Below are 19,001 nucleotides of genomic sequence, written 5' to 3'. Positions count from 1 at the left end.
TATTGTGTGGTTTTATAAAGCTAAACCCACATAAGGTTGGGGTGACTGTAAGCGGGTCCCCCGCTCAAACCGGTTCATCAACCCAATCTTGAAAGACCGAAGCGCAACCACAGCGTAGCCGAGGCTACTTCTCTGCAGAACCCGCAGTCTTAGCAGAGCTCGTAGTCTTCGCAGAACCGGGCTGAGCATCAGCCGGGGCCTCAGCGTCAGACTGGGACTTCAAACGAACCACCGGAATCATGCCCGTGGTCAGCTTCGTCTGAGCATTACGCTGAGCCTTCAACGCATTCATCTGCTCCTTACGGCTCGGCTCCTGCTGAGCCGGTTCCGCAGAACCAAACGCCTGACGAATACCCAACGCCCACAGCGGGAACAGCAGAACCGTCAGCGCGCCACCAGCCACCAGCAGAGAAGCCGTTGACTCCTCCAGAAGATCCGAACTGGTCGCAACCTCCGTCACCGCCACAATAATCGGCAGACCCGCAGCCGAATACAGCGCTAACTGCGCCTTCTGCGCACGCGTGGTCAGGCCCGAACGGGTATCGAAGAAATGCTCCGCCAAAAGAACCGGAACACCACGGCACAGCAAAATACCCACCACCACGGCAAGCAGACCCAGAGGATTCGCAAACACCGCAGACACATTAATGCCCATGCCGCTGACCACAAAGAACAGCGGAATCATGAACGTAAAACCAACCACCTCAAGGCGGCGAGTCATCATATGCAGCGCCGCAGGAGGGGTCAGGGTACGCAGAATCAGGCCCGCCGCGAACGCGCCCAGCACCGCATCCAAATCGAAGAGAGCAGTGCACATGATCAAGGTCGCCAGCAGGAACATCGCAAGACGCAGAACCGTCTGACCGGTCGTATTCGCCTCCGCAGCCATAATCTGACGCAGACCCGGAACATGCGCAAACAAGCGGTGAGGAATCAACGCCGTAACCACCGCAACCACCATAAACGCCAGCAGCACCACAAACGCCATGCCCGGCGAACGCGAAGACAGCAGCAGCGAAATAGCGAAAATCGGAAGAAGCTCACCCACAGCGCCGTGCACCAGCACCGCATTACCCACCGGCGTACCGGCAGCACCGTGAGACTTCAACATCGGTAGTAGGGTACCCAGCGCCGTAGAACTCAGCGCCACACCCACCGCAACATACGTATTCAGCTCACGCGAGAACGACGTAATAACCGCCGCACCCGCCATGCCCAAGGCAAAACACACAAACCACGTGGCAATAGCGCTATAACCTTGACGGCTACGCAGCGACGACACATTAATCTCAAAGCCCGCAATCAAAAAGAGCATGCCCAGACCAAGCTCCTTCAGCAGCGGAATACCGCCCTCGCTACTGGCAAGGTTGAGCATATTCGGGCCAATCAGCAGACCAAAAATAAGCAGGAAAACCACATCCGGAATCTTCTTACCCGTCAGACGCGAAAGAATCGGCGACAGCAACGCAACCAACGTAATCCAGAAAATGGACACAAACTGGCCGCTATCGTGGCTCGACCCTTCCGAAAGAGTCGTACCCGAAGCAAGAAGAGCACCAGAAGTTCCCAAATCCGCCAGGAAAAGAGGGGAGAAAGTCGAAAACATAAAACCTCAACGTGGTGTATGTGCAGGTGGGGCGCGTTTGAGACCGTGAACGGGGCAAAAATATGCGCCCGTTGGATTGCCCACCTTTAAGAACGTACCAATGGTACACACCTACCCCCACACAACAACACTTGAACAGCACTCACCGGGGGTGAGAGGCTCCGGCCGGCAGCCGACAGAGGAGCGGCATGAGAGCAAAACCTCCGCGCCACCGCCCCGCTGGACACAGCTTCCACCGTTACACTTAACACCTATGCCAGCGCATCCGGCACACACCACCGGAAGCGGCAGATACCCCGGCAGGGCACGCAGACTCTCAAACACGGCACTACAAGGAGCGAGGACATGGCAGCAGGGCGCACTCAACCCATCCCCACCGTCAGCAGCGGGGCACGTGCCGCCTCCCTTGGAGGCACCCGACGCGACCTCGGGCTCGACCTCGCCCGCGCCTTCGCCGTGCTCAGCCTGCTCATCCCCTTCGGATACTGGCTACAGCTGATCCCGGTCTCCTGGAAATTCTGGATCCCGCAGACCCTCGTACCGGCTGAACCGCTCTTCGCCGCCATCCTCGGTGCAGCCGCCTGGCGGTACGCCCGCACCGCAAACTTTCCGCAGCTCTTCGCCGGAACCATCGTGCGATTCCTCGCGCTACTACTGCTGGGCGTGGCACTCATGCAGGGCATCACCTACCTGCCGCAAGCTGGCGTGACCGTACCCGCGCAGGGCTTCTCCTATTCCCTGCCCTTCGACATGCTCGTGCACCTGGCACTACTCACCCTGCTGACCCTATTCGTCGTGCACCTGCCGCTGTGGGCAGTCGCAGCGCTTGCGGTGTTGACCAGCCCCTTCATCACCTGGACCTACACCCTCCTCATGGACGTAGCCGCCCAGGCTGATGCGTGGACCGCCGTTCAGTTGCCCTTCCTGGCAAGCCACGGAGTCAACCACGCCCAAAGCGCCCAGCTCATCTGGGTCATGTGCCTGGGCATCGTGCTCGTTCGTCTCTACGACAACCTGCAGGCAAAGCTCGCAATCCCCGTCGTACTCGCCGTACTGGCGCTCGCCGTGTACCGTACCTTCAACCCCTACACCGAGCTGGGCTTCCTCAACAGCCCGCAGGTACTACTGACCCTGAACCTGGCTGCAACCATCTACTTCTGGGCTGAATGCGCGCGCCTGCTCTCCGCGCAGGCGGGAATGCTCACCCCCGTTGCTCGCCTGGGCCAGATGTCGCTGAGCGCCTCCATTGTTCTGAGCGGAATCATCATCTACGCCGGCCCCACCATCAAAGCATTCACCGTCGGCGAGCACTACGTGGCAACCGGAGGCTGGGGCACCGCCGTGTACTGGAGCGCCTTCCTGCTGCTCGGCGCCGTCATCGCCCTGGGCTTCTGCACCCTCTGGTCGCGCATGGCACGCTCTATTGCCGGACGCGGCCCCCTGGAGGCGATTCTCGCGCTCATCTCCGGGCGCGGCTAAGCACGGCCGTATAACGTGCAAGCGACCCCCTACCTGCGTTTCTGCGCGGGGAGGGGGTCGCTTTTATATACGCCGGAAACTGCTGAGGAATCTGCGGCAGAAATACTACAACAAAAATACTGCGGGTACGACAAAGCCCCGGTCCAGTGGACCGGGGCTAGTTGTCGGGATGACAGGATTTGAACCTGCGACCTCGTCGTCCCGAACGACGCGCGCTACCAAGCTGCGCCACATCCCGATGTTGACCTATCAGCGAATACCGTAGGCAACTCACCTAGGATAACCCAAAAAAATTCAGAACGCAACACAGCGGCACACCGCCGGTCGGGGAGGAGCAGATAAAGCTTCTAGGCTTCAGCCTCCTGCACCTGATTCAGCTCATCCCACGAGGCGTACATCGCCGCAAAACGACCGCCAGAAGCAATCAGCTGCTGCGGGGAACCGTCCTCCACTACAGAACCCTCATGAATCACCAGCACACGATCAGCACCCAGAACCGTCGAGAGACGATGCGCAATCACCAGCGCCGTACGCCCCGCCAAGACGGTTCGCAGCGCCGCCTGCACCGCACGCTCACTCGGAATATCCAGCGAAGCCGTCGCCTCATCCAGAATCAGCACCCGCGGGTTAGCCAAGAACACGCGAGCGAAGGACACCAGCTGACGCTGACCCGCCGACAGGGTAATACCGCCACGACCTAGCTGCGACTCGTAGCCGTCGCGCAGACGCTCAATGAACGCGTCAGCGCCCACCGCCTTTGCGGCAGCCTTGACCTGCTCATCGGTCGCTTGCGGGTTACCCATGCGAATATTCTCCAGAATCGACGCGGAGAACAGGAACACCTCCTGGGTCAGCATGAGCACCTCACGGCGCAGCTGCACGTCCGCCAGCTGGCGAACATCCACGCCGTCAATACGCACCTGACCGGACGAAACATCGTAAAAACGAGCCACCAGCTTAGCGATAGTCGACTTACCGGCACCCGTAGCACCCACCAGCGCCACGGTCGTACCCGGCTCAATGCGCAGGGTCGTTTCCTTCAGCGCGTGACGATCCGAGGTGTAACCGAAGACCGCCGAATCCAGCTCCACCAGAGCGCCCTGAACCTTGCCGGATACGCCCTCAGCGGTACCGTCAGCAGACTCCACGGCGCGCTCATGCGGATGCTCCGGCTCAGCAACCTCCGGCTCCTCAGCCAAGAACGACGAGAGCTTCTCCAACGCGGACATCGCCGACTGGAACATGTTGTAGAACTCAGAGAGCTGCATGACCGGCTCAAACACACGGTTCGCATAAATCACCAGAGCCAGCAGGGTACCGATCTGCATGGTGCCGCCCAGCACCGCATAACCACCCAGCACCAGTGCACCGGCAATAAACACATTGCCCAAAAGCATCAGCACAGGCGAGTAGATGCCGAAAATCTTAATCGAATCCATCACCGCAAGGCGGTAACGCTCCGACGCCTGCGCGTACTCGACGCGCATCTGCACCTCCGCACCAAACGCCTTCACCGCGCGGATACCCGTAAAAGTCTCCACAAAACGGCTCGTCAGATGCGCAGACTCGGTACGCATCGTGCGGAAAACCGGCACAGCCGTCTTCTGGAACCAACGCGTCAAGAAGTAAATCGGCACGCCCATGACCAGCATGAACAAGCCAATACGCCAATCCAGCAGGAAAATAGCGACCGCAGAAATCACCATGGACAGTAGAGTAATCGCCAGCTGGCTAATGCCACTGTCCAAGAAGCTGCGGACCGTATCAATGTCGCTGGTCAGACGCGAAATGACCTTGCCCGAGGTGTACCGCTCATGGAACGACACGCTCAGCGACTGCGCGTGACGGAAGACCCGCTTACGCAAGTACACCACCACGCCCAGTGACACACGCACCGTGTACGCCACGTTGACCCACGAGAAAATCGCGGTCACCGCAGTAGCCGCCACAAAAAACGCCAACAGGGTCAGCAGAACAGATGCGTCACCCTGTTTGAGCGGCTCAATCGAACTATCCAGGACGCGGGCAATCAGAATCGGCGCAATCGCCGAGGAACCCGACACCAAAAGCACCGAAACAATCGACAGAGCCAACGCCCCACGATGCGGGCGCAGCATCTGACGCAGCAGAGCCATCGAGCGTTCGCGGGTTTCCGCGCGCTCCTGCGGGCTCATCTGCTCCCGCGGCTCCGCCGGACGATGATGGGCCATTAGCCCTCCTCCATCGTCATCAGCTGGCGGTACTGCTCCGAAGAATCCATCAGCTCAGCGTGAGTACCCTCAGCCACCACGGCACCATCAACCATCAGCAGCACGCGGTCCGCCAGAGCCACCGTGGAGGGGCGATGCGCCGTCAGCAGGGTCGTGGCGCCGCCCAGGCCCTCCAGACCCTCACGCAGGCCGGTAATAATACGCTCCTCGGTATTCACATCCAGCGCCGAGAACGGGTCATCCAGCAGCAGAACGGAGGGGCGCTTCGCTAGGGCACGCGCCAACGACAGGCGCTGACGCTGACCACCGGACAGGCTCATGCCTTCCTCACCAATGACGGTATCCAGACCCTGCGGAAGCTCCGCCACGAAATCGCAGGCAGCCAGCTGCAGCGCGGTGTTCAGGGTCGCCTCCAGCTCTTCCTGGCTCGGGTAGTCCTCATCCTCGGTGCCGCGCTCGTACTGCTCTGCAACGCCCATCAGCACGTTCTCACGAACGGTACCGGAGAAGAGCACCGCCTCCTCAAAGACGAACGCGGTCTGGGCGCGCACCTCCTCAATAGACATGTCGGCGGTATCTCGGGTGCCAAAACGCAGGGAACCGGAGGTCGGCTCGTAGAAACGCGGAATCAGTGAGAGCACGGTAGACTTGCCGCTGCCGGTCGCACCGACCAGCGCCAGAATCTCGCCCGGGAAGACCTTGAAGTTCACGTCCTTCAGCACGGACACCTCGGGTGCCTTAACCGTAGAGTTTGCCTCAACAGCAGGCTCGGCAGGGGCCTCGGCTGCGTCGTAGCTGAACTGAACGTGATCGAAAGCGACAGATACTGCGCCACCGCTGGGGTACTGCATAGTTTCCTTCCCGGAGCCGCCCTCGGCAGACACTCCAGCTACTGTTGACAAATCAGAAGCACCCTGCGGATGCTCGGGCCCAGACACAGCCCCGGATCCACGAACCAGCGGCACGGCCTCAAAACCGGGCTCGTCCATGACCTCGTTGTGGCGTTCGAGCGCCACCTTATAGCTCAAATAGGCAGACATCAGCGCGGTCGAGCGCGTCACGTGGCTGAGCACGGTCGTCTGCACCGCAAAGTAGGCGGTCATCGCGCCCAGGCTCAGGGTGCCCGCGGCAACCTGCGAAGCGCCCACAGCCAGAGCCACCGCCGTGGAGACACCCACAATCAGACCCTGGTACAGGGCAACGCGAGCCACCAGCATCGACCTGCCATACTCGCGTACCTGAAGGGCATCCACCGACTCGGAATATTCCTGAATCTGCTCGGGGGAGCGGCCCAGCGCCTTAATGACGCGGATGCCGCGCACCGACTCCTCAATACGGGTGGAGAGGTCACCGGTCATCTGCTGAACCTCATGCGAGGCACGGTAGTACTTGCGGGTAAAGTTCACCAGCGACAGCACCAGAATAGGCACCGTCACCACGAATACCAGCGCCAGGGTCGGCGAAGAACGCAGCATGAAGAAGCCGCCGACCAGGAACATCACCGCAACAGTCAGCAGCTGCACAATACCGAAGGACAACCAGCGGCGAATCGTACCCAAATCGCTCATGGAACGGGTCAGCAGCTGACCGGAGGGCCAACGGTCCAGCAGAGAAAGCGGGGCGCTGAGTAGCCGGTCAAAGAAGTTCATGCGCATGGACAGCTCAATCGTGGAGGTCGGGTCCACAATCAGCCAGCGCCTCCAATACATGAAGGAGGCGTGCGCAATACCCAGCAGAAGCACCAGACCGCCGGCAATCCAGATGGCGCTCTCAGTGGTGCTCTGCGAGAGATGATCCACAATAATCTGCAACATCTGCGGAATAGCAATCTCGAGGGCACCGGCGCCGAACGCCACGAGCAGACCCACACCCCAGCGCACACGAATCGGACGCGCATAGGCGGCGAGGGTGCGCGGGGCACGCTGACCGTGCGCGTAGTCGATCGGGTCGGGGGTCGGCTCGCTCGCGGTCTCCAGGAAGGGATTGCGGCGGCGCTTAGTCTCGTGTGCTGTAGAGGCCTCAGACATTAGCGGCGACCACCTGCCGAATCGGCGGCGGTAGGCTGCTCCTTATCGCGAGCCGTGAGGGTCACCAGGATTGCCTCCGGCGGGCAGAACAGACGCACCGGCGCAAAACGAGAGGTGCCCAAACCGGCAGAAACCTGAACCGGAATACCGGACTGCTCACTGACACCCTTCGCACGCGAAGGCGGCAAATCGCAGTTGCTGACCAGGGCATGACCGCCGGGCAGACAGACCTGACCGCCGTGCGTATGACCGGCAAAAATGGCCTGCGCACCGTCCTGCACGAAGCGGTGCAGGGTACGCATATAGGGGGCGTGTGCCACGCCGATACGGATGCTCGGCTCGTTCCCCTCATCGAAGGCGCTGGGAGCGAATCCGGGGTGCTCATCGTAACGCAGGTGCGGGTCATCCACACCGGAGAACTCCAGGCGCAGACCCTTGAGATTCAGCGTATCGTAGCGGTTGATCAGGCCCCTCCAGCCGCGCGACTCAAAGGCGTCGTGCATCCGCTCAATGGGCAGGGCTACACGCGAGCCTTCCTCAATCATCTGCGGGGTGCGCGGCTGCCACAGGTAACGCGCCGGGTTCTTGAAAACCGGCGCGAAATAGCAATTCGAGCCGGGCACAAACACGCCGGGGAAGTCCATGAGCGGGTCGAGCGCCTCCAGCAGTGGGCCCATACCGTCCACGTGGGAGAGGTTATCACCCGTGTTCATCACCAAATCCGGCTCCAGGGCAGCCAGCGAGTGCATGAAGTCAATCTTCTTCTGCTGGCCCGGAATCATGTGCATATCCGAAATATGCAGAATCCTAAAGTCGGGGCTACCGGCGGGCAGCACCGGCAGGGACTCGGTGCGGAGCTGAAAATTGTTCAGCTCAATAAAGTGCCCGTATGCCGCCGTGGCGGCCCCCAAGGCTGCAGTGGCGGCTACCGCCCCCGCAACCTTCTTCAGGAGCGGGGAGGAGCCGCGTGCGCCGGGGACCGCCACGGGGACGCGGGCGTTGACTGCGTTTTCACACATCATCAATCGCCTTTCAAACCTCAGCCTTAGCTGGGGTTGGAGTTATAAGACAGAACCTTATCGCTAGGGGTCGTGAAGTCCTTCGTGTCGTACTTCGGGGCGATGGCCTTCATAAAGGTCTGCCACTGGGCACCAGCGTAGTTTGCACCATCCACGTAGTCCAGCACGCGACCGTTAACGCCCAAACCGTTCAGGGAACGGAAGCCGAGGTTGTTAGAACCAACCCAAGACGCGGTGGACAGGCCACGAGTGTAGCCAACCTGCCAGGTCTGGGAGGAGTTATCGTTTGTACCGGTCTTCGCAGCCGAACCGTTCGGCAGACCAATACCGCGCTGAGAAGCGGAACCGCCGGGCTGGATAACACCCTTCAGAACCCAGCTGACACCGTTCGCGATGTCCGGATCCAGAACCTGCTCACACTGGTTCTGGTATTCCTTGAGAGTCTCGCCGTCAGTCTTGGTGATCTTCTCGATGGGGCGCGGGGTGCAGTACTTACCCTCGGAAGCGAAGATAGCGTACATGGATGCGTTGGTCAGCGGGGAGATACCGTACTTGGTACCACCAATGTTGGTACCCAGGTTGGGGATGCTGTGTAGCGGTTCGCCGGTACCGTCCAGGGCGTGCATCTTGATGGACAGGTCGTGCACATCGCACAGGTCAATCTGGGAGAGCATGCCGAACAGGTACGAGTTAAACGACTGGCGAATACCGTACGCCGCGGTGTTGTAGCCTAGGCCGCCGTTGACTGCGTTCTTGTAGGACCAGCCGTTCGGCTGACCGGTGTAGTAGTACTTACCGCCCTCGTAGCACTTGGCGTTCCAACCGAAGCTGGTGGGCCAGAACAGCTGGGTACCGTTCACGGTAGCGTTAGCGCCGCGGCCGCTGATGAGCCACTGTGCCAGAATAATCGGTTTGAACGTCGAACCGGGCTGGAAGCCGCGGGTACCACCGTAGGCGCTATCAACGTTGTAGTTGTACTCGGTCTTGGAGTGGTCGTTCGCGTCTGCGGGGCTACCGAGCTCGGTGTTCTGTGCCATCGCGATGACGCGGCCGGTGCCGGGCTCAACACTGGTCAGTGCGGAGTTCACGTCGTTCCAGTTGGTTGCTGCCGGCTGGGTGGAGTCAACTGCCTGCTTTGCCGCGGTCTGAGCCTCGGGGTTCAGGGTGGTGATCACCTTCAGGCCGCCACGCTTAATAGCGGTGTTACGCAGCTCAGCGGTTGCGCCGAGGGACTCATCCTGCAGCAGGTAGTTGACCACGTAGCGGCAGAAGAACGCCTTGTCGCCTGCCAGGGAGCAACCCTGGGACTTGGTGTGGACGTTGAGCTTAATGTCGCTGGCGATGGCGTCGCTGTATTCCTTGTCGGTAATCTTGCCGTCGCGGAGCATGGTGCCCAGAACGATGTCGCGGCGTTCACGGGCGAGCTCGGGGTTCACGGTCGGATCGTACACGTTCGGTGCCTGCACCAGACCAGCCAAAAGCGCGGACTGTGCCACGTTCAGGTCCTTAGCGGAAATACCCCAGTAGTACTGTGCGGCAGCCTCAACACCGTAGTTCGAACCACCAAGGTTCACGATGTTCAGGTAGCCTTCAAGGATTTCGTCCTTGGACTTGTTCTGCTCCATAGAAATCGCAAGCTTCATCTCGCGAATCTTTGCGGCGTAGGTCTTGTTACCGTTTAGGGTTGCGGTAGCGTCCTCACCACGAGCCACAGCGGAGTCAACAATGAGGTTGTTAACGTACTGCTGGGTCAGGGTGGATGCACCCTGGCGGCGGCCGCTGTTGGAGTTAATGATGTTGTTCAGGAACGCACGACCAATACCGATAGCGGAGACAGCACCGTGGTTGTAGAAGTCACGGTCCTCCACCGAGACGATAGCGTCCTTCATGTGCTGAGAAATCTGATCCAGCTTGACCGGTTCGCGGTTCTCTTCAAAGAAGGTCGCGATTTCGGTTTTGCCGTCAGCAGCGTAAATAGTAGAAGGACGGGAAGAGATGCCATCGGCAATGTCGTCAGGAAGGTCCTGGAACCATGACATCGACGCGTTCGCGACCATACCGGCACTCACAGCCGGGGGTACGACAATAATTGCCGCGAGGAAACCGGCAATCACGCTGAACGCGAGGAACTGCAAAAAATCTCCCGGGCGGCGACGCGCACGGGTTTTCTTAGATGAAGCCATTCATTCAGTTTATCCCATGAAACTGTGAGAAGAAGCCCGTCTCGGCACCCCGCAGGGAGGTGGGCGCTTCAGCCCTGAGAATAAAGCCTCAAAAAGCGCCGGACATTGACCAAAACCATAGTGAATCCCTTTTACTTATTCGGCCCTGAAAGCTAGGCTAGAGGGTATGAAGAAATGGGAATACGCAACTGTACCGCTGATGATCCACACGACCAAAGCAATCCTCGACAACTGGGGTGAAGACGGCTGGGAGCTCGTAACCGTTCTCCCCGGCGCATCCGCACCTGCTGGCGCAACCCCTGCGTCGAACATGGTCGCTCCGACTCAGGGCAACCCCATCGCCTACTTTAAGCGCGAGAAGGCTGACTAAGAGCAGCGTACCCGGCGGTCACCTCACATATTCCTCTCCTCTTAACGGGGAAGTGGGAATAGATGAGGAAGGCCGCCGGTTAGCCGTTTAACCGCTGCTTGAATATCAGTAGCGTTTAGATTTGCGGCGTTCCCCCTATCACCGTTTGGGTGCCAGCACCCGCCATCCTTCTGGAGTAATCATGACTGAATCCCGTATTGAAGCACGTATCCGCGAACTCGGTTACGAACTGCCCGTAGCACCCGCCCCCGTTGCCGCTTACGTTCCCGCGGTGACCTCCGGCTCCTACGTGTACACCTCCGGCCAGCTGCCCTTCGTTGACGGCGCCCTGCCCGAAACCGGTAAGGTTTCCGACTCCGGCGCTGAAGGCTTCGTGACCCCCGAGGATGCGAAGAAGTACGCGGGTATCAGCCTGCTCAACGCCCTGGCGGCGGTCAAGTCCGTCATTGGCGACCTGGACCGTGTGCAGCGCGTCGTGAAGGTCGTTGGCTTCGTTGCATCCGAGGTGAACTTCACCGCTCAGCCCGCTGTCATTAACGGCGCCTCCGAGCTGCTCGGCGAAATCTTCGGCGAGGCAGGCCAGCACGCCCGCTCCGCTGTGGGTGTTCCCGTTCTTCCCCTGGACTCGCCCGTAGAGGTCGAGATTATCGTTGAGTATGTCTAATCTGTACACCGGCGCGCTGCCGCTGTCTGCTATTCGTGCCGCCCAGGCTCAGCGGGCGGCACAAAGTGGCGCCCAAAAGACGGTGAACGGTATCGACGGTCACGGATTAGGCGGAGCGCAGGACATCAAGACTCTGCCCCTGCCGGTGCAGGAACGCCGCTTCGGCACCCCCACCCCGGCTGAGGGCGTGGAACGTCCGCGCATGTTCACCGGTCGACAGTCCGCGGCTAACCCGCGAACCTCCTGCATTCAGCGTCTCTACACGATTCCCGAGTTCATGCGCACCGCCGCCGAAAGCTGGCGCGAAGGCGGCAACGAAGGTGCAACCGGCTGCACGATGCGCCAGGCGGCATCCGTCATTTTTGTGCGCGACGGCGACAACGGTCTCGAAACGATTCTGACCTACCGCCCCGGCACCTCTCCGCTGGGCGTGGTGGCTTTCCCCGGCGGTACGGCTCTTCCCGGTGATGATGAGTCTGCCTCCTGGGTTGGCCCCGGCGCCGAATACTGGGAAGAACAGTTCCACTTCTCTGACGTAACTCAGGCACGCCGCAGCGTCATGGCTGCCGTGCGTGAATCCTTTGAAGAGACCGGCATCCTACTTGCCGGTGAGGACGACCAGGATGTGGTGGAGCGCTCCAGCACCCCCGAGCTCATGGCGTGGCGCGAGGCGGTCGCTGCTCAGGATAAGAGCTTCTCGGACTTCCTGACCTCCAGCGGTTTGAGCGTGCGCGCCGACCTGCTGCGCCCCGTGGCGCGCTGGCAGTCCCCGGACTTCTTCCTCAAGCGCTACGACATCGCCTACTTCAGCACGGCTCTGCCCGTGGGCCAGGACCCGAAGTTGCTGCTCGGTAAGGGCGTGTGGGGCGACTGGCTGAACGTGCGCGAACTGCTCGAAGCCAAGGACACCAGCGAACTGGGCGACCGCATCGGCCAGCCCAACACCGTGGGCCGCACCCTCGACCAGCTCATCACCCCCGGCGTGATGTGCCTGCTCGAATCGCTGGCGAAGGCACAGACCTCCGTGGCGTGGCTGTCCAAGCGCCGCAATATTGAGGTGAAGAAGCCCGTGCTCGTGACCCACAACGGCGCGTGCATGCTTTCCTTTACCGAGGTAGTTCCGGCGACCACCGGTTCCATGTACACCGGCGCGATGGGCGTGCTCTAGCGGGTTTGCCGCATCCGCTCGCTCTTGGGATGAAGCGTTAAAGAAATCAGGAGCCGTTTCCCCATGCAGAGGGAAACGGCTCCTGATCTTTTTAAGTCGTGCGTCTTTAGCGGGAACGCTGGCGCAGGCGGGGCAGGTCCAGAATGACCACCGCGCGTGCCTCCAGGCGAATCCAACCGCGGGAAACGAACTCGGCAAGAGCCTTGTTCACGGTCTCGCGGGATGCGCCAACCAGCTGTGCCAGCTCTTCCTGGGTCAGCTCGTGAGCAACGAGCACGCCGTCGGTTGCGGGGCGGCCGAAGCGGTCAGCCAGGTCCAGCAGAGCCTTAGCGAGGCGGCCGGGAACGTCGGAGAAGACCAGGTCAGCCAGTGCCTCGTTAGCGTGGCGCAGGCGGCGAGCCAGAGTCTTAATAACCTGATCGGAAATCGAGGGGTCCAGCTGCTGTGCGCGCTTGAAGGACTCGTGCTTGATGGCAGCCAAGCGGGTCTCAGAAACAGCCACAGCGTTGGTCGAACGGGGCGAAGGATCGAAGAGAGCCATTTCGCCGAAAACGTCACCGGGACCCATAATCGCGACCATGTTCTCGCGGCCGTCAGCGGCGGTGCGGCCCAGCTTGACCTTACCGGAGAGCACAGCGAAGAGCTGGTCATCCTGGTCACCCTCGTAGAAGAGGACAGCGTTGCGGGAGAGGTCAATCTCCTGAATGTCATCGGTCAGCAGAGCGAAAGCTGCGTCGTCGAGGTTAGCAAAGAGAGGGGTGCGACGGAGGATCTCGAGATCCATAAAGTTCTCCTAGATATGAGGTGATGAGCCGAAGCTCGTAAATGTTCAGTGAGTGAGCCCGAACCGGTGTCATGCGTCTCAACATCTGAAATGTGAGAAGGCTCAAGCTAGTGTGACATATTCAACTGATATGAGCGTACCCTAAAAAAGCGCTTTATGCATTCCGATATAGGGCGCTTTACAGCAAAAGTTATTTCTTTCGAGAAAATTCAAAGCTTACCCACAGGTTCAGCCCCTAATATCAAGCATCCAGGTGTGTCCTTTATCGGCCCAACATACGCCACCACACTCACCGGGCACAGCCCGCACCAACCACAATGGGCACACCGTGACCACTTCTACCCACCAAGGAGGCAATTAGTCGTGACGACCGGCATCAACCTGCTTGATATTGCTATCCCCATCATTCTGCTGCTCTACTTCCTCGCCGGAGTCCGCAGCGGATTCTTCACCACCCTCGGAACCTTCCTCGGCCTGGGCCTGGGCGTCTGCGCTGCAGCCTGGCTCGTGCCCCTCGCCGTCGCCTCCGTGGGATCCCAGTGGAGCCTCATTACCGCCGTCGGTGTGCTCATCATCTGCCTGACCATCGGACAGTGGCTCGGCCTCGTCGCCGGACGCACCATCCGCCGCGTCACCGACATTACCCCGCTCAAGGGCATTGAACGCTTCTTCGGCGGAGTGCTGAACCTCGCCGCCTGCGCCCTGGTCATGGTCGTGCTGACCATCTCCATGCGCACCGTGCCCATCCCGCAGCTCAACACCGTGCTCAGCGAATCCAAGACCCTCTCCTGGATGGTCGCCTCCACCCCCGAGGTCGTCAAGGACCGCATCAACACGGTACGCAACGACGTGCTCGCCTTCGGAACCATTCCCGAAGTCAGCCAGCTCATCGCCCCCGAAACCAGCGCCCCCACCCAGACCGTAGAATCCGCGGCACTGGACCAGGCGGCAGCCTCGGTCGTTGAGATTCTGGGTGCCGCAGAGCAGTGCGGCTACACCTCCACCGGCTCCGGATTCGTAGCGGATAACGGCCTGGTCGTTACCAACGCCCACGTGGTCGCCGGCGTGACCTCCCCGGTCGTGCAGGACTCCCGCGGCCGCACCTGGCCCGGCACCGTCGTCTACATGGACACCGAACAGGACCTCGCCTTCATCAGCGTGCCCAAGCTGCCGCTCGCACCGCTGAACATCGGCACCAACGCCACCGCAGGTAGCCTCGTGACCTTCATGGGCTACCCCAAGGGCGGCCCGTTCAAGGCGCTGCCCGCCACCGTGCAGGGCATCGGCAACACCCAGACCATCGACGCTGACACCGGCCGCGCCAACGCTATGCGTCAGGTCTACCAGCTGGCAGCCGACGTGCAGCACGGCAACTCCGGCGGCCCCGTCCTCGACGAGAACGGTAACGTGGTCGGCGTGATCTTCGGTAAGGCAACCAGCGGCCAGACCGGCTACGCCATCACCGCAAGCACCCTCAAGCAGGCACTGGCTGAAGGCGGCGACAACACCGCCGCAGTCTCCACCGGCACCTGCCGCAAATAACTAGCCGCTAGACAGCGATAAAAGTTTAGGCTCCCGCCCTCACACGAGGAACGGGAGCCTGAACTGTTTAACAAGGAGGGGGGTAGGCGGGGCTATTCCGCGAAATGCTGGGCGAGGAAATCAACCGCCATGACATAGCCGTACGCACCCGCACCGGCAATCACCGCGGTAGCCTGCGGCGACACAAACGAATGATGACGGAACTGCTCACGACGATGCACATTCGACAGATGCACCTCAACCACCGGAAGCTCAGCCGCCTCCAGCGCATCGTGCAGCGCCACCGAAGTGTGCGTGTACGCCGCCGGGTTGATAATAATCGCCGCGCCACGAGTACGAGCACGCTGAATCTCATCCACCAGCGCACCCTCATGATTCGACTGCATAAACTCAACATCAAAACCATGATCCGCCGCGCGCTCACGCACCATACGCTCAATATCGTGCAGAGTGGTGTAGCCGTACACCTCGGGGCGGCGCTGCCCAAGCAGGTTCAAATTCGGTCCATTAAGCACAAAAATCGTATCTGACATAAAACCAGTGTGGCACAGCCGGTGCCCGCTCAGTGGTAGTCGGCGCGAACTGCCCAGAAAATGACGGGGAGGGGCGAGAAACGCCACGAGCTAAGTACGGTGAACCTCGCTACCGCACACACCCAAAGCCCGGTAACCTCGCGCTATGACCGAGAACGCCATCCGCACCGAAGTAGACGCACAGAACACCGCGGCAGAGAATGCCGAATCGCTCCTGCAGATTCGCTTCGTCCCCGAATTCAAGGCAGCCGCAGCAGCCCGCCGCCTCAAGGCACGCGCACCCGAAAGCCACCTCGCCACCGTGCGCCGCGCCCGCAAGATTAACCGCATCCTCGGTGAAACCTACCCCTACGCCGTCGCAGAGCTCGACTTCGACAACCCCTTCGAGCTGCTCATCGCCACCGTGCTCTCGGCGCAAACCACCGACGTGCGCGTCAACTCTGTCACCGGTGCGCTCTTCGCACGCTACCCCGACGCCGCCGCGCTCGCCTCCGCACGCCCCGAAGAAGTCGAACCCTACATTCAGTCCCTCGGCTTCTACCGCGCCAAGGCACGCTCCATCGTCACCCTCTCCCAGCAGCTCGTCGAACGCCACAACGGGCAGGTACCCTCAACCCTCGAAGAGCTCGTAGAACTCGCCGGGGTCGGCCGCAAAACCGCAAACGTGGTCCTCGGAAACGCCTTCGACGTGCCCGGACTGACCGTCGACACCCACTTCGGACGCCTCGCCCGCCGCATGGGATTCACCACCGCCGACGCTCCCGAAGCAGTCGAAAAAGACGTCGCCGAGCTCATCGAACGCAAAGACTGGACGCTCTTCTCGCACCGCATGGTCTACCACGGCCGCCGCATCTGCCACGCCAAAAAGCCCGCCTGCGGTGTATGCCCTGTCGCCGATTTCTGCCCGTCCTACGGCGCCGGGGAGACGAACGAACAGGCAGCACGTAAACTCATGAAATACGAAATGGCGCCCGGTCGAGAAGACCTGCACCTGCGATTCCTGCAGGGCGCAACCCGCCGCGAACTCATGGCTGATGGCTACCCGCTCAGCGCCTAACGGTGCCCGAACCGGAATAAGCCCGCGCAGAAAAGAGGTACACAGATGAGCGAAAACACGCCCCAGCAAGAGGCGCAGCACCCCGCCCAGCAGGCGTTGACGGCTCTCGCAGAAGGCGGCGTGGAATTCGACGTCCAAGCCCTGCTGCGTAGCGCACCCGCCAGCCCCCTCAGCAAAGAAGCCGCCGTGCTGATTCTCTTTGGCGTGCTCGATGACTCGCCCTCCACCGGCGACTTTGAAGGCTGCCCCGAAAACGTCAGCGCCGACCTGGACGTACTGCTCCTCGTGCGTGCCGCAACCCTGCGCTCACACGCCGGTCAGCCCGCCTTCCCCGGCGGCAAAATCGACCCCGAAGACTACGCGCTCGCCGAAACCACCGGCGAACCCGTCGCCCACATCGCCGCCCTGCGCGAGGCAGTCGAAGAAACCGGGCTCGACCCCGCCGGCGTGCAGGTCCTCGGCCAGCTGCGCACCCTGCCGCTACCCATCAGCAACTTCATGGTCACCCCCGTCATTGGTTGGTGGAACAGCCCCGTGCCCGTCGAGGTCGTCGACCACAACGAATCCGCGCTCATCGCCCGCGTGCCCGTGCGCGACCTGCTCAACCCCGCCAACCGGCACACCGCCTACGTCAAGCGTGGCCGCACCTCACACCGCACCCCCGCCTTCGAGGTGCGCATGCCCGGCGGCGAAGAATTCACCGTCTGGGGGTTCACCGCGATTCTGCTCGACAGGATTTTCGACTCGCTCGGCTGGACCGTGCCCTGGGATCAGAAAAAGATGCGCCCGGCACCCGGCTACGAGGAATAAGGCTCTCGCGGAATAAGCGTCTGACTAGCAGATACGGGGTATAGGTAGGGGTGGCAGGTAGCTTGAACGAAGCTACCCGCCGCCCCTATTTTTGTCTTAATCCGCCCGCAAATTATTTACCGTCAGCGTAGTTGTGCACCCGCGCCACCGACACCGGAAAATCAACCGGCACCCGACCGAATAGCAGACGCGCCGCCTCCGCAGCGCCCTCACGCACAATACGCTCCACGCGATCCGCCTCCAGCTCAGGACCGCACAGCAGAAGCTCATCGTGCAAAAAATACACAATGCGGGTGCGCATCGGCATGCCAAAAATCCGCTCAGACAGCAGACGAGAACGCACCGCCCCCATCCAGCACAGAGCCCACTCCGCCGCCGTACCCTGAACAATAAAATTGCGGGTCATACGGCCGTGCGCACGCGCCGTCGATACCGCACGCGACTCAGCCGCCGGCGACGACCGATCAGCCACAATCTCACGGAAACGCTCATCCACCGGCGGGGACGTGCGACCCAAAAAAGTCGTCACCTGACCGCCCGCCTCACCAATACGAGCCGCACGCTCCGTAAACTCCATCGCCTGCGGAAAAAGCGCCGCGACATGCGGCAACAGCGCACCAATCTCACCGCTGCGGCCGCCGTACATAATCGCCAGCATGCCCACCTTCGCATGGGAACGCTCCGTCAAACCCACACCCTTCAGGCGCGCCAGCTCGGCAATACCCGCATACAGGTCAGCGCCACGACCCGCCGAAGCGAGCGCCTCATCACGGCTCAACGCCGCCAGGATGCGCGGCTCAATCTGCGAACCGTCCGTCACCGTCAGTACCTGACCCTCCGGCGCCTGAACCGCCTGACGGATCTCCGCAGGAAGCTGCAGCGCACCACCGCCGGAAGCGCCCCAGCGACCGGTCGCGGCGCCTCCCACCTCAAGATGCGGGCGGAACGCACCCTCAGAAACCCAGGTATCAGCCCAGGTCCAGCCGTTAGCAGTCCAAATACGGTACAGCTTCTTATACCGCAAAATCGGGTCAATCAGCGCCCAGCGCTTATCCCGCTGAGCCGGAATCGCATCCGCCCAACTCTTCAACTCCCACGAACGAGTAGACTTCACCGAAACCCCCGCAGACTGCAAAGCACGCAAAAGATCCTGCGGCGAATCCGGATTCAACGACGGCATAAACAGCATGCGCTGAATCTGCTCCGCCAACTCCTGCATCTTCTGCGGACGCTCACCCGGCACCGGGCGCGGACCCAACAACTCACACAGATGCTCATGATGCGCCTGCACATTAAACGGGATGCCGTAATAGCCAATCTCAGCCGCCACCAACGCACCGGCAGACTCCGCCGCCGCCAAAAGACGCAACCGCTCCGGGTGCCTCGACGCACTAATGGCGCGCGCCTGCGCCAACCACTCACGCATCAGCACACGCACCACCGGATGCTCCGGCAGCAGAGTCACCGGGCCCGCCGCCAACTGCGGAGTGAAAGGCTCATGAGGCGCCGCCTCAAGGAACTCGGGGGAAGGCTCGGTGGGGGAGGGGTC

General features: G+C 61.2%; 15 protein-coding genes and 1 tRNA gene. 7 read left to right on the top strand and 9 right to left on the bottom strand.

The features are described 5' to 3' along the window. Nucleotides 1-124: 124 nt before the first annotated feature. A complete protein-coding gene (locus RWL87_RS04775) occupies nt 125-1,606 on the bottom strand; it encodes a cation:proton antiporter (RefSeq protein WP_313969085.1) in 1,482 nt (493 codons plus the stop codon). A gap of 345 nt (nt 1,607-1,951) precedes the next feature. On the opposite strand from RWL87_RS04775, the gene RWL87_RS04770 reads away from it, so the two are divergent. Next, the gene (locus RWL87_RS04770) at nt 1,952-3,085 is read left to right on the top strand and encodes a hypothetical protein (RefSeq protein ID WP_313969084.1); all 1,134 of its coding nucleotides are present in this window, start codon (nt 1,952-1,954) and stop codon (nt 3,083-3,085) included. Between the two features lie 164 nt (nt 3,086-3,249). Here RWL87_RS04770 and RWL87_RS04765 read toward each other — a convergent pair. The 5 genes from RWL87_RS04765 to RWL87_RS04745 all read right to left on the bottom strand — a co-directional run bounded on the left by RWL87_RS04765 (nt 3,250) and on the right by RWL87_RS04745 (nt 10,524). Continuing rightward, nucleotides 3,250-3,323: transfer RNA gene (locus RWL87_RS04765), tRNA-Pro, on the bottom strand. Nucleotides 3,324-3,432: 109 nt separating this feature from the next. After that, nucleotides 3,433-5,295, bottom strand: a complete 1,863-nt coding sequence (locus tag RWL87_RS04760) for an ABC transporter ATP-binding protein (protein WP_313969083.1) — start codon at nt 5,293-5,295, stop codon at nt 3,433-3,435. Next, nucleotides 5,295-7,322 carry an ABC transporter ATP-binding protein gene (locus RWL87_RS04755; RefSeq protein ID WP_313969082.1) on the bottom strand — a complete coding sequence of 676 codons (2,028 nt, stop codon included), beginning with the start codon at nt 7,320-7,322 and terminating at the stop codon, nt 5,295-5,297. Before RWL87_RS04755 ends, RWL87_RS04760 begins: the two co-directional genes overlap by 1 nt. After that, complete coding sequence (locus RWL87_RS04750) at nt 7,322-8,341, bottom strand: metallophosphoesterase (protein WP_313969152.1); 1,020 nt, start codon at nt 8,339-8,341, stop codon at nt 7,322-7,324. Before RWL87_RS04750 ends, RWL87_RS04755 begins: the two co-directional genes overlap by 1 nt. A gap of 26 nt (nt 8,342-8,367) precedes the next feature. Then, on the bottom strand, nt 8,368-10,524 hold the full coding sequence (locus RWL87_RS04745; RefSeq protein ID WP_311474269.1) for a transglycosylase domain-containing protein: 2,157 nt from the start codon (nt 10,522-10,524) through the stop codon (nt 8,368-8,370). Between the two features lie 166 nt (nt 10,525-10,690). Here RWL87_RS04745 and RWL87_RS04740 point away from each other — a divergent pair, with 166 nt between their 5' ends. From RWL87_RS04740 to RWL87_RS04730, 3 genes are all read left to right on the top strand, one after another. Continuing rightward, nucleotides 10,691-10,894 carry a hypothetical protein gene (locus RWL87_RS04740; protein WP_005504647.1) on the top strand — a complete coding sequence of 68 codons (204 nt, stop codon included), beginning with the start codon at nt 10,691-10,693 and terminating at the stop codon, nt 10,892-10,894. 181 nt (nt 10,895-11,075) lie between these two features. Beyond that, on the top strand, nt 11,076-11,558 hold the full coding sequence (locus RWL87_RS04735) for a RidA family protein (protein ID WP_070831969.1): 483 nt from the start codon (nt 11,076-11,078) through the stop codon (nt 11,556-11,558). Beyond that, nucleotides 11,551-12,726 carry an NUDIX hydrolase gene (locus tag RWL87_RS04730; protein ID WP_313969081.1) on the top strand — a complete coding sequence of 392 codons (1,176 nt, stop codon included), beginning with the start codon at nt 11,551-11,553 and terminating at the stop codon, nt 12,724-12,726. The genes RWL87_RS04735 and RWL87_RS04730 overlap by 8 nt, the downstream gene beginning before the upstream one ends. 106 nt (nt 12,727-12,832) lie before the next feature. Here RWL87_RS04730 and RWL87_RS04725 read toward each other — a convergent pair whose 3' ends face one another. After that, a complete protein-coding gene (locus RWL87_RS04725; RefSeq protein WP_005504653.1) occupies nt 12,833-13,510 on the bottom strand; it encodes a Crp/Fnr family transcriptional regulator in 678 nt (225 codons plus the stop codon). A gap of 363 nt (nt 13,511-13,873) precedes the next feature. Between RWL87_RS04725 and RWL87_RS04720 the strand changes: the two genes are divergently transcribed. Continuing rightward, on the top strand, nt 13,874-15,052 hold the full coding sequence (locus RWL87_RS04720) for a MarP family serine protease (protein ID WP_313969080.1): 1,179 nt from the start codon (nt 13,874-13,876) through the stop codon (nt 15,050-15,052). A 92-nt stretch (nt 15,053-15,144) separates the two neighbouring features. Here RWL87_RS04720 and aroQ read toward each other — a convergent pair whose 3' ends face one another. Beyond that, nucleotides 15,145-15,585 carry a type II 3-dehydroquinate dehydratase gene (aroQ, locus tag RWL87_RS04715; RefSeq protein ID WP_294643266.1) on the bottom strand — a complete coding sequence of 147 codons (441 nt, stop codon included), beginning with the start codon at nt 15,583-15,585 and terminating at the stop codon, nt 15,145-15,147. A 145-nt stretch (nt 15,586-15,730) separates the two neighbouring features. Here aroQ and nth point away from each other — a divergent pair, with 145 nt between their 5' ends. After that, nucleotides 15,731-16,642 carry an endonuclease III gene (nth, locus tag RWL87_RS04710; RefSeq protein WP_313969079.1) on the top strand — a complete coding sequence of 304 codons (912 nt, stop codon included), beginning with the start codon at nt 15,731-15,733 and terminating at the stop codon, nt 16,640-16,642. Nucleotides 16,643-16,687: 45 nt separating this feature from the next. Then, entirely contained in the window at nt 16,688-17,452 is a 765-nt protein-coding gene (locus RWL87_RS04705) for a CoA pyrophosphatase (protein WP_313969078.1), read from the top strand. Nucleotides 17,453-17,564: 112 nt separating this feature from the next. Here RWL87_RS04705 and RWL87_RS04700 read toward each other — a convergent pair. Further along, nucleotides 17,565-19,001 (bottom strand): bifunctional 3'-5' exonuclease/DNA polymerase (locus RWL87_RS04700; protein WP_313969077.1); only part of this gene is annotated, 1,437 nt, incomplete at its 5' end.

Origin of the sequence: uncultured Rothia sp. (assembly GCF_963555405.1) — a bacterium.
Lineage (GTDB): Bacteria > Actinomycetota > Actinomycetes > Actinomycetales > Micrococcaceae > Rothia.
Note: the sequence above shows the minus strand (reverse complement) of the source record. Positions and strands in the feature narration are given on the sequence as shown.

What these genes read in the sequence shown, in the direction of transcription:
- RWL87_RS04775 (WP_313969085.1), bottom strand. Translation starts at nt 1,606, where the DNA reads ATGTTTTCGACTTTCTCCCCTCTTTTCCTGGCGGATTTGGGAACTTCT.
- RWL87_RS04770 (WP_313969084.1), top strand. Translation starts at nt 1,952, where the DNA reads ATGGCAGCAGGGCGCACTCAACCCATCCCCACCGTCAGCAGCGGGGCA.
- RWL87_RS04760 (WP_313969083.1), bottom strand. Translation starts at nt 5,295, where the DNA reads ATGGCCCATCATCGTCCGGCGGAGCCGCGGGAGCAGATGAGCCCGCAG.
- RWL87_RS04755 (WP_313969082.1), bottom strand. Translation starts at nt 7,322, where the DNA reads ATGTCTGAGGCCTCTACAGCACACGAGACTAAGCGCCGCCGCAATCCC.
- RWL87_RS04750 (WP_313969152.1), bottom strand. Translation starts at nt 8,341, where the DNA reads ATGTGTGAAAACGCAGTCAACGCCCGCGTCCCCGTGGCGGTCCCCGGC.
- RWL87_RS04745 (WP_311474269.1), bottom strand. Translation starts at nt 10,524, where the DNA reads ATGGCTTCATCTAAGAAAACCCGTGCGCGTCGCCGCCCGGGAGATTTT.
- RWL87_RS04740 (WP_005504647.1), top strand. Translation starts at nt 10,691, where the DNA reads ATGAAGAAATGGGAATACGCAACTGTACCGCTGATGATCCACACGACC.
- RWL87_RS04735 (WP_070831969.1), top strand. Translation starts at nt 11,076, where the DNA reads ATGACTGAATCCCGTATTGAAGCACGTATCCGCGAACTCGGTTACGAA.
- RWL87_RS04730 (WP_313969081.1), top strand. Translation starts at nt 11,551, where the DNA reads ATGTCTAATCTGTACACCGGCGCGCTGCCGCTGTCTGCTATTCGTGCC.
- RWL87_RS04725 (WP_005504653.1), bottom strand. Translation starts at nt 13,510, where the DNA reads ATGGATCTCGAGATCCTCCGTCGCACCCCTCTCTTTGCTAACCTCGAC.
- aroQ (WP_294643266.1), bottom strand. Translation starts at nt 15,585, where the DNA reads ATGTCAGATACGATTTTTGTGCTTAATGGACCGAATTTGAACCTGCTT.
- nth (WP_313969079.1), top strand. Translation starts at nt 15,731, where the DNA reads ATGACCGAGAACGCCATCCGCACCGAAGTAGACGCACAGAACACCGCG.
- RWL87_RS04705 (WP_313969078.1), top strand. Translation starts at nt 16,688, where the DNA reads ATGAGCGAAAACACGCCCCAGCAAGAGGCGCAGCACCCCGCCCAGCAG.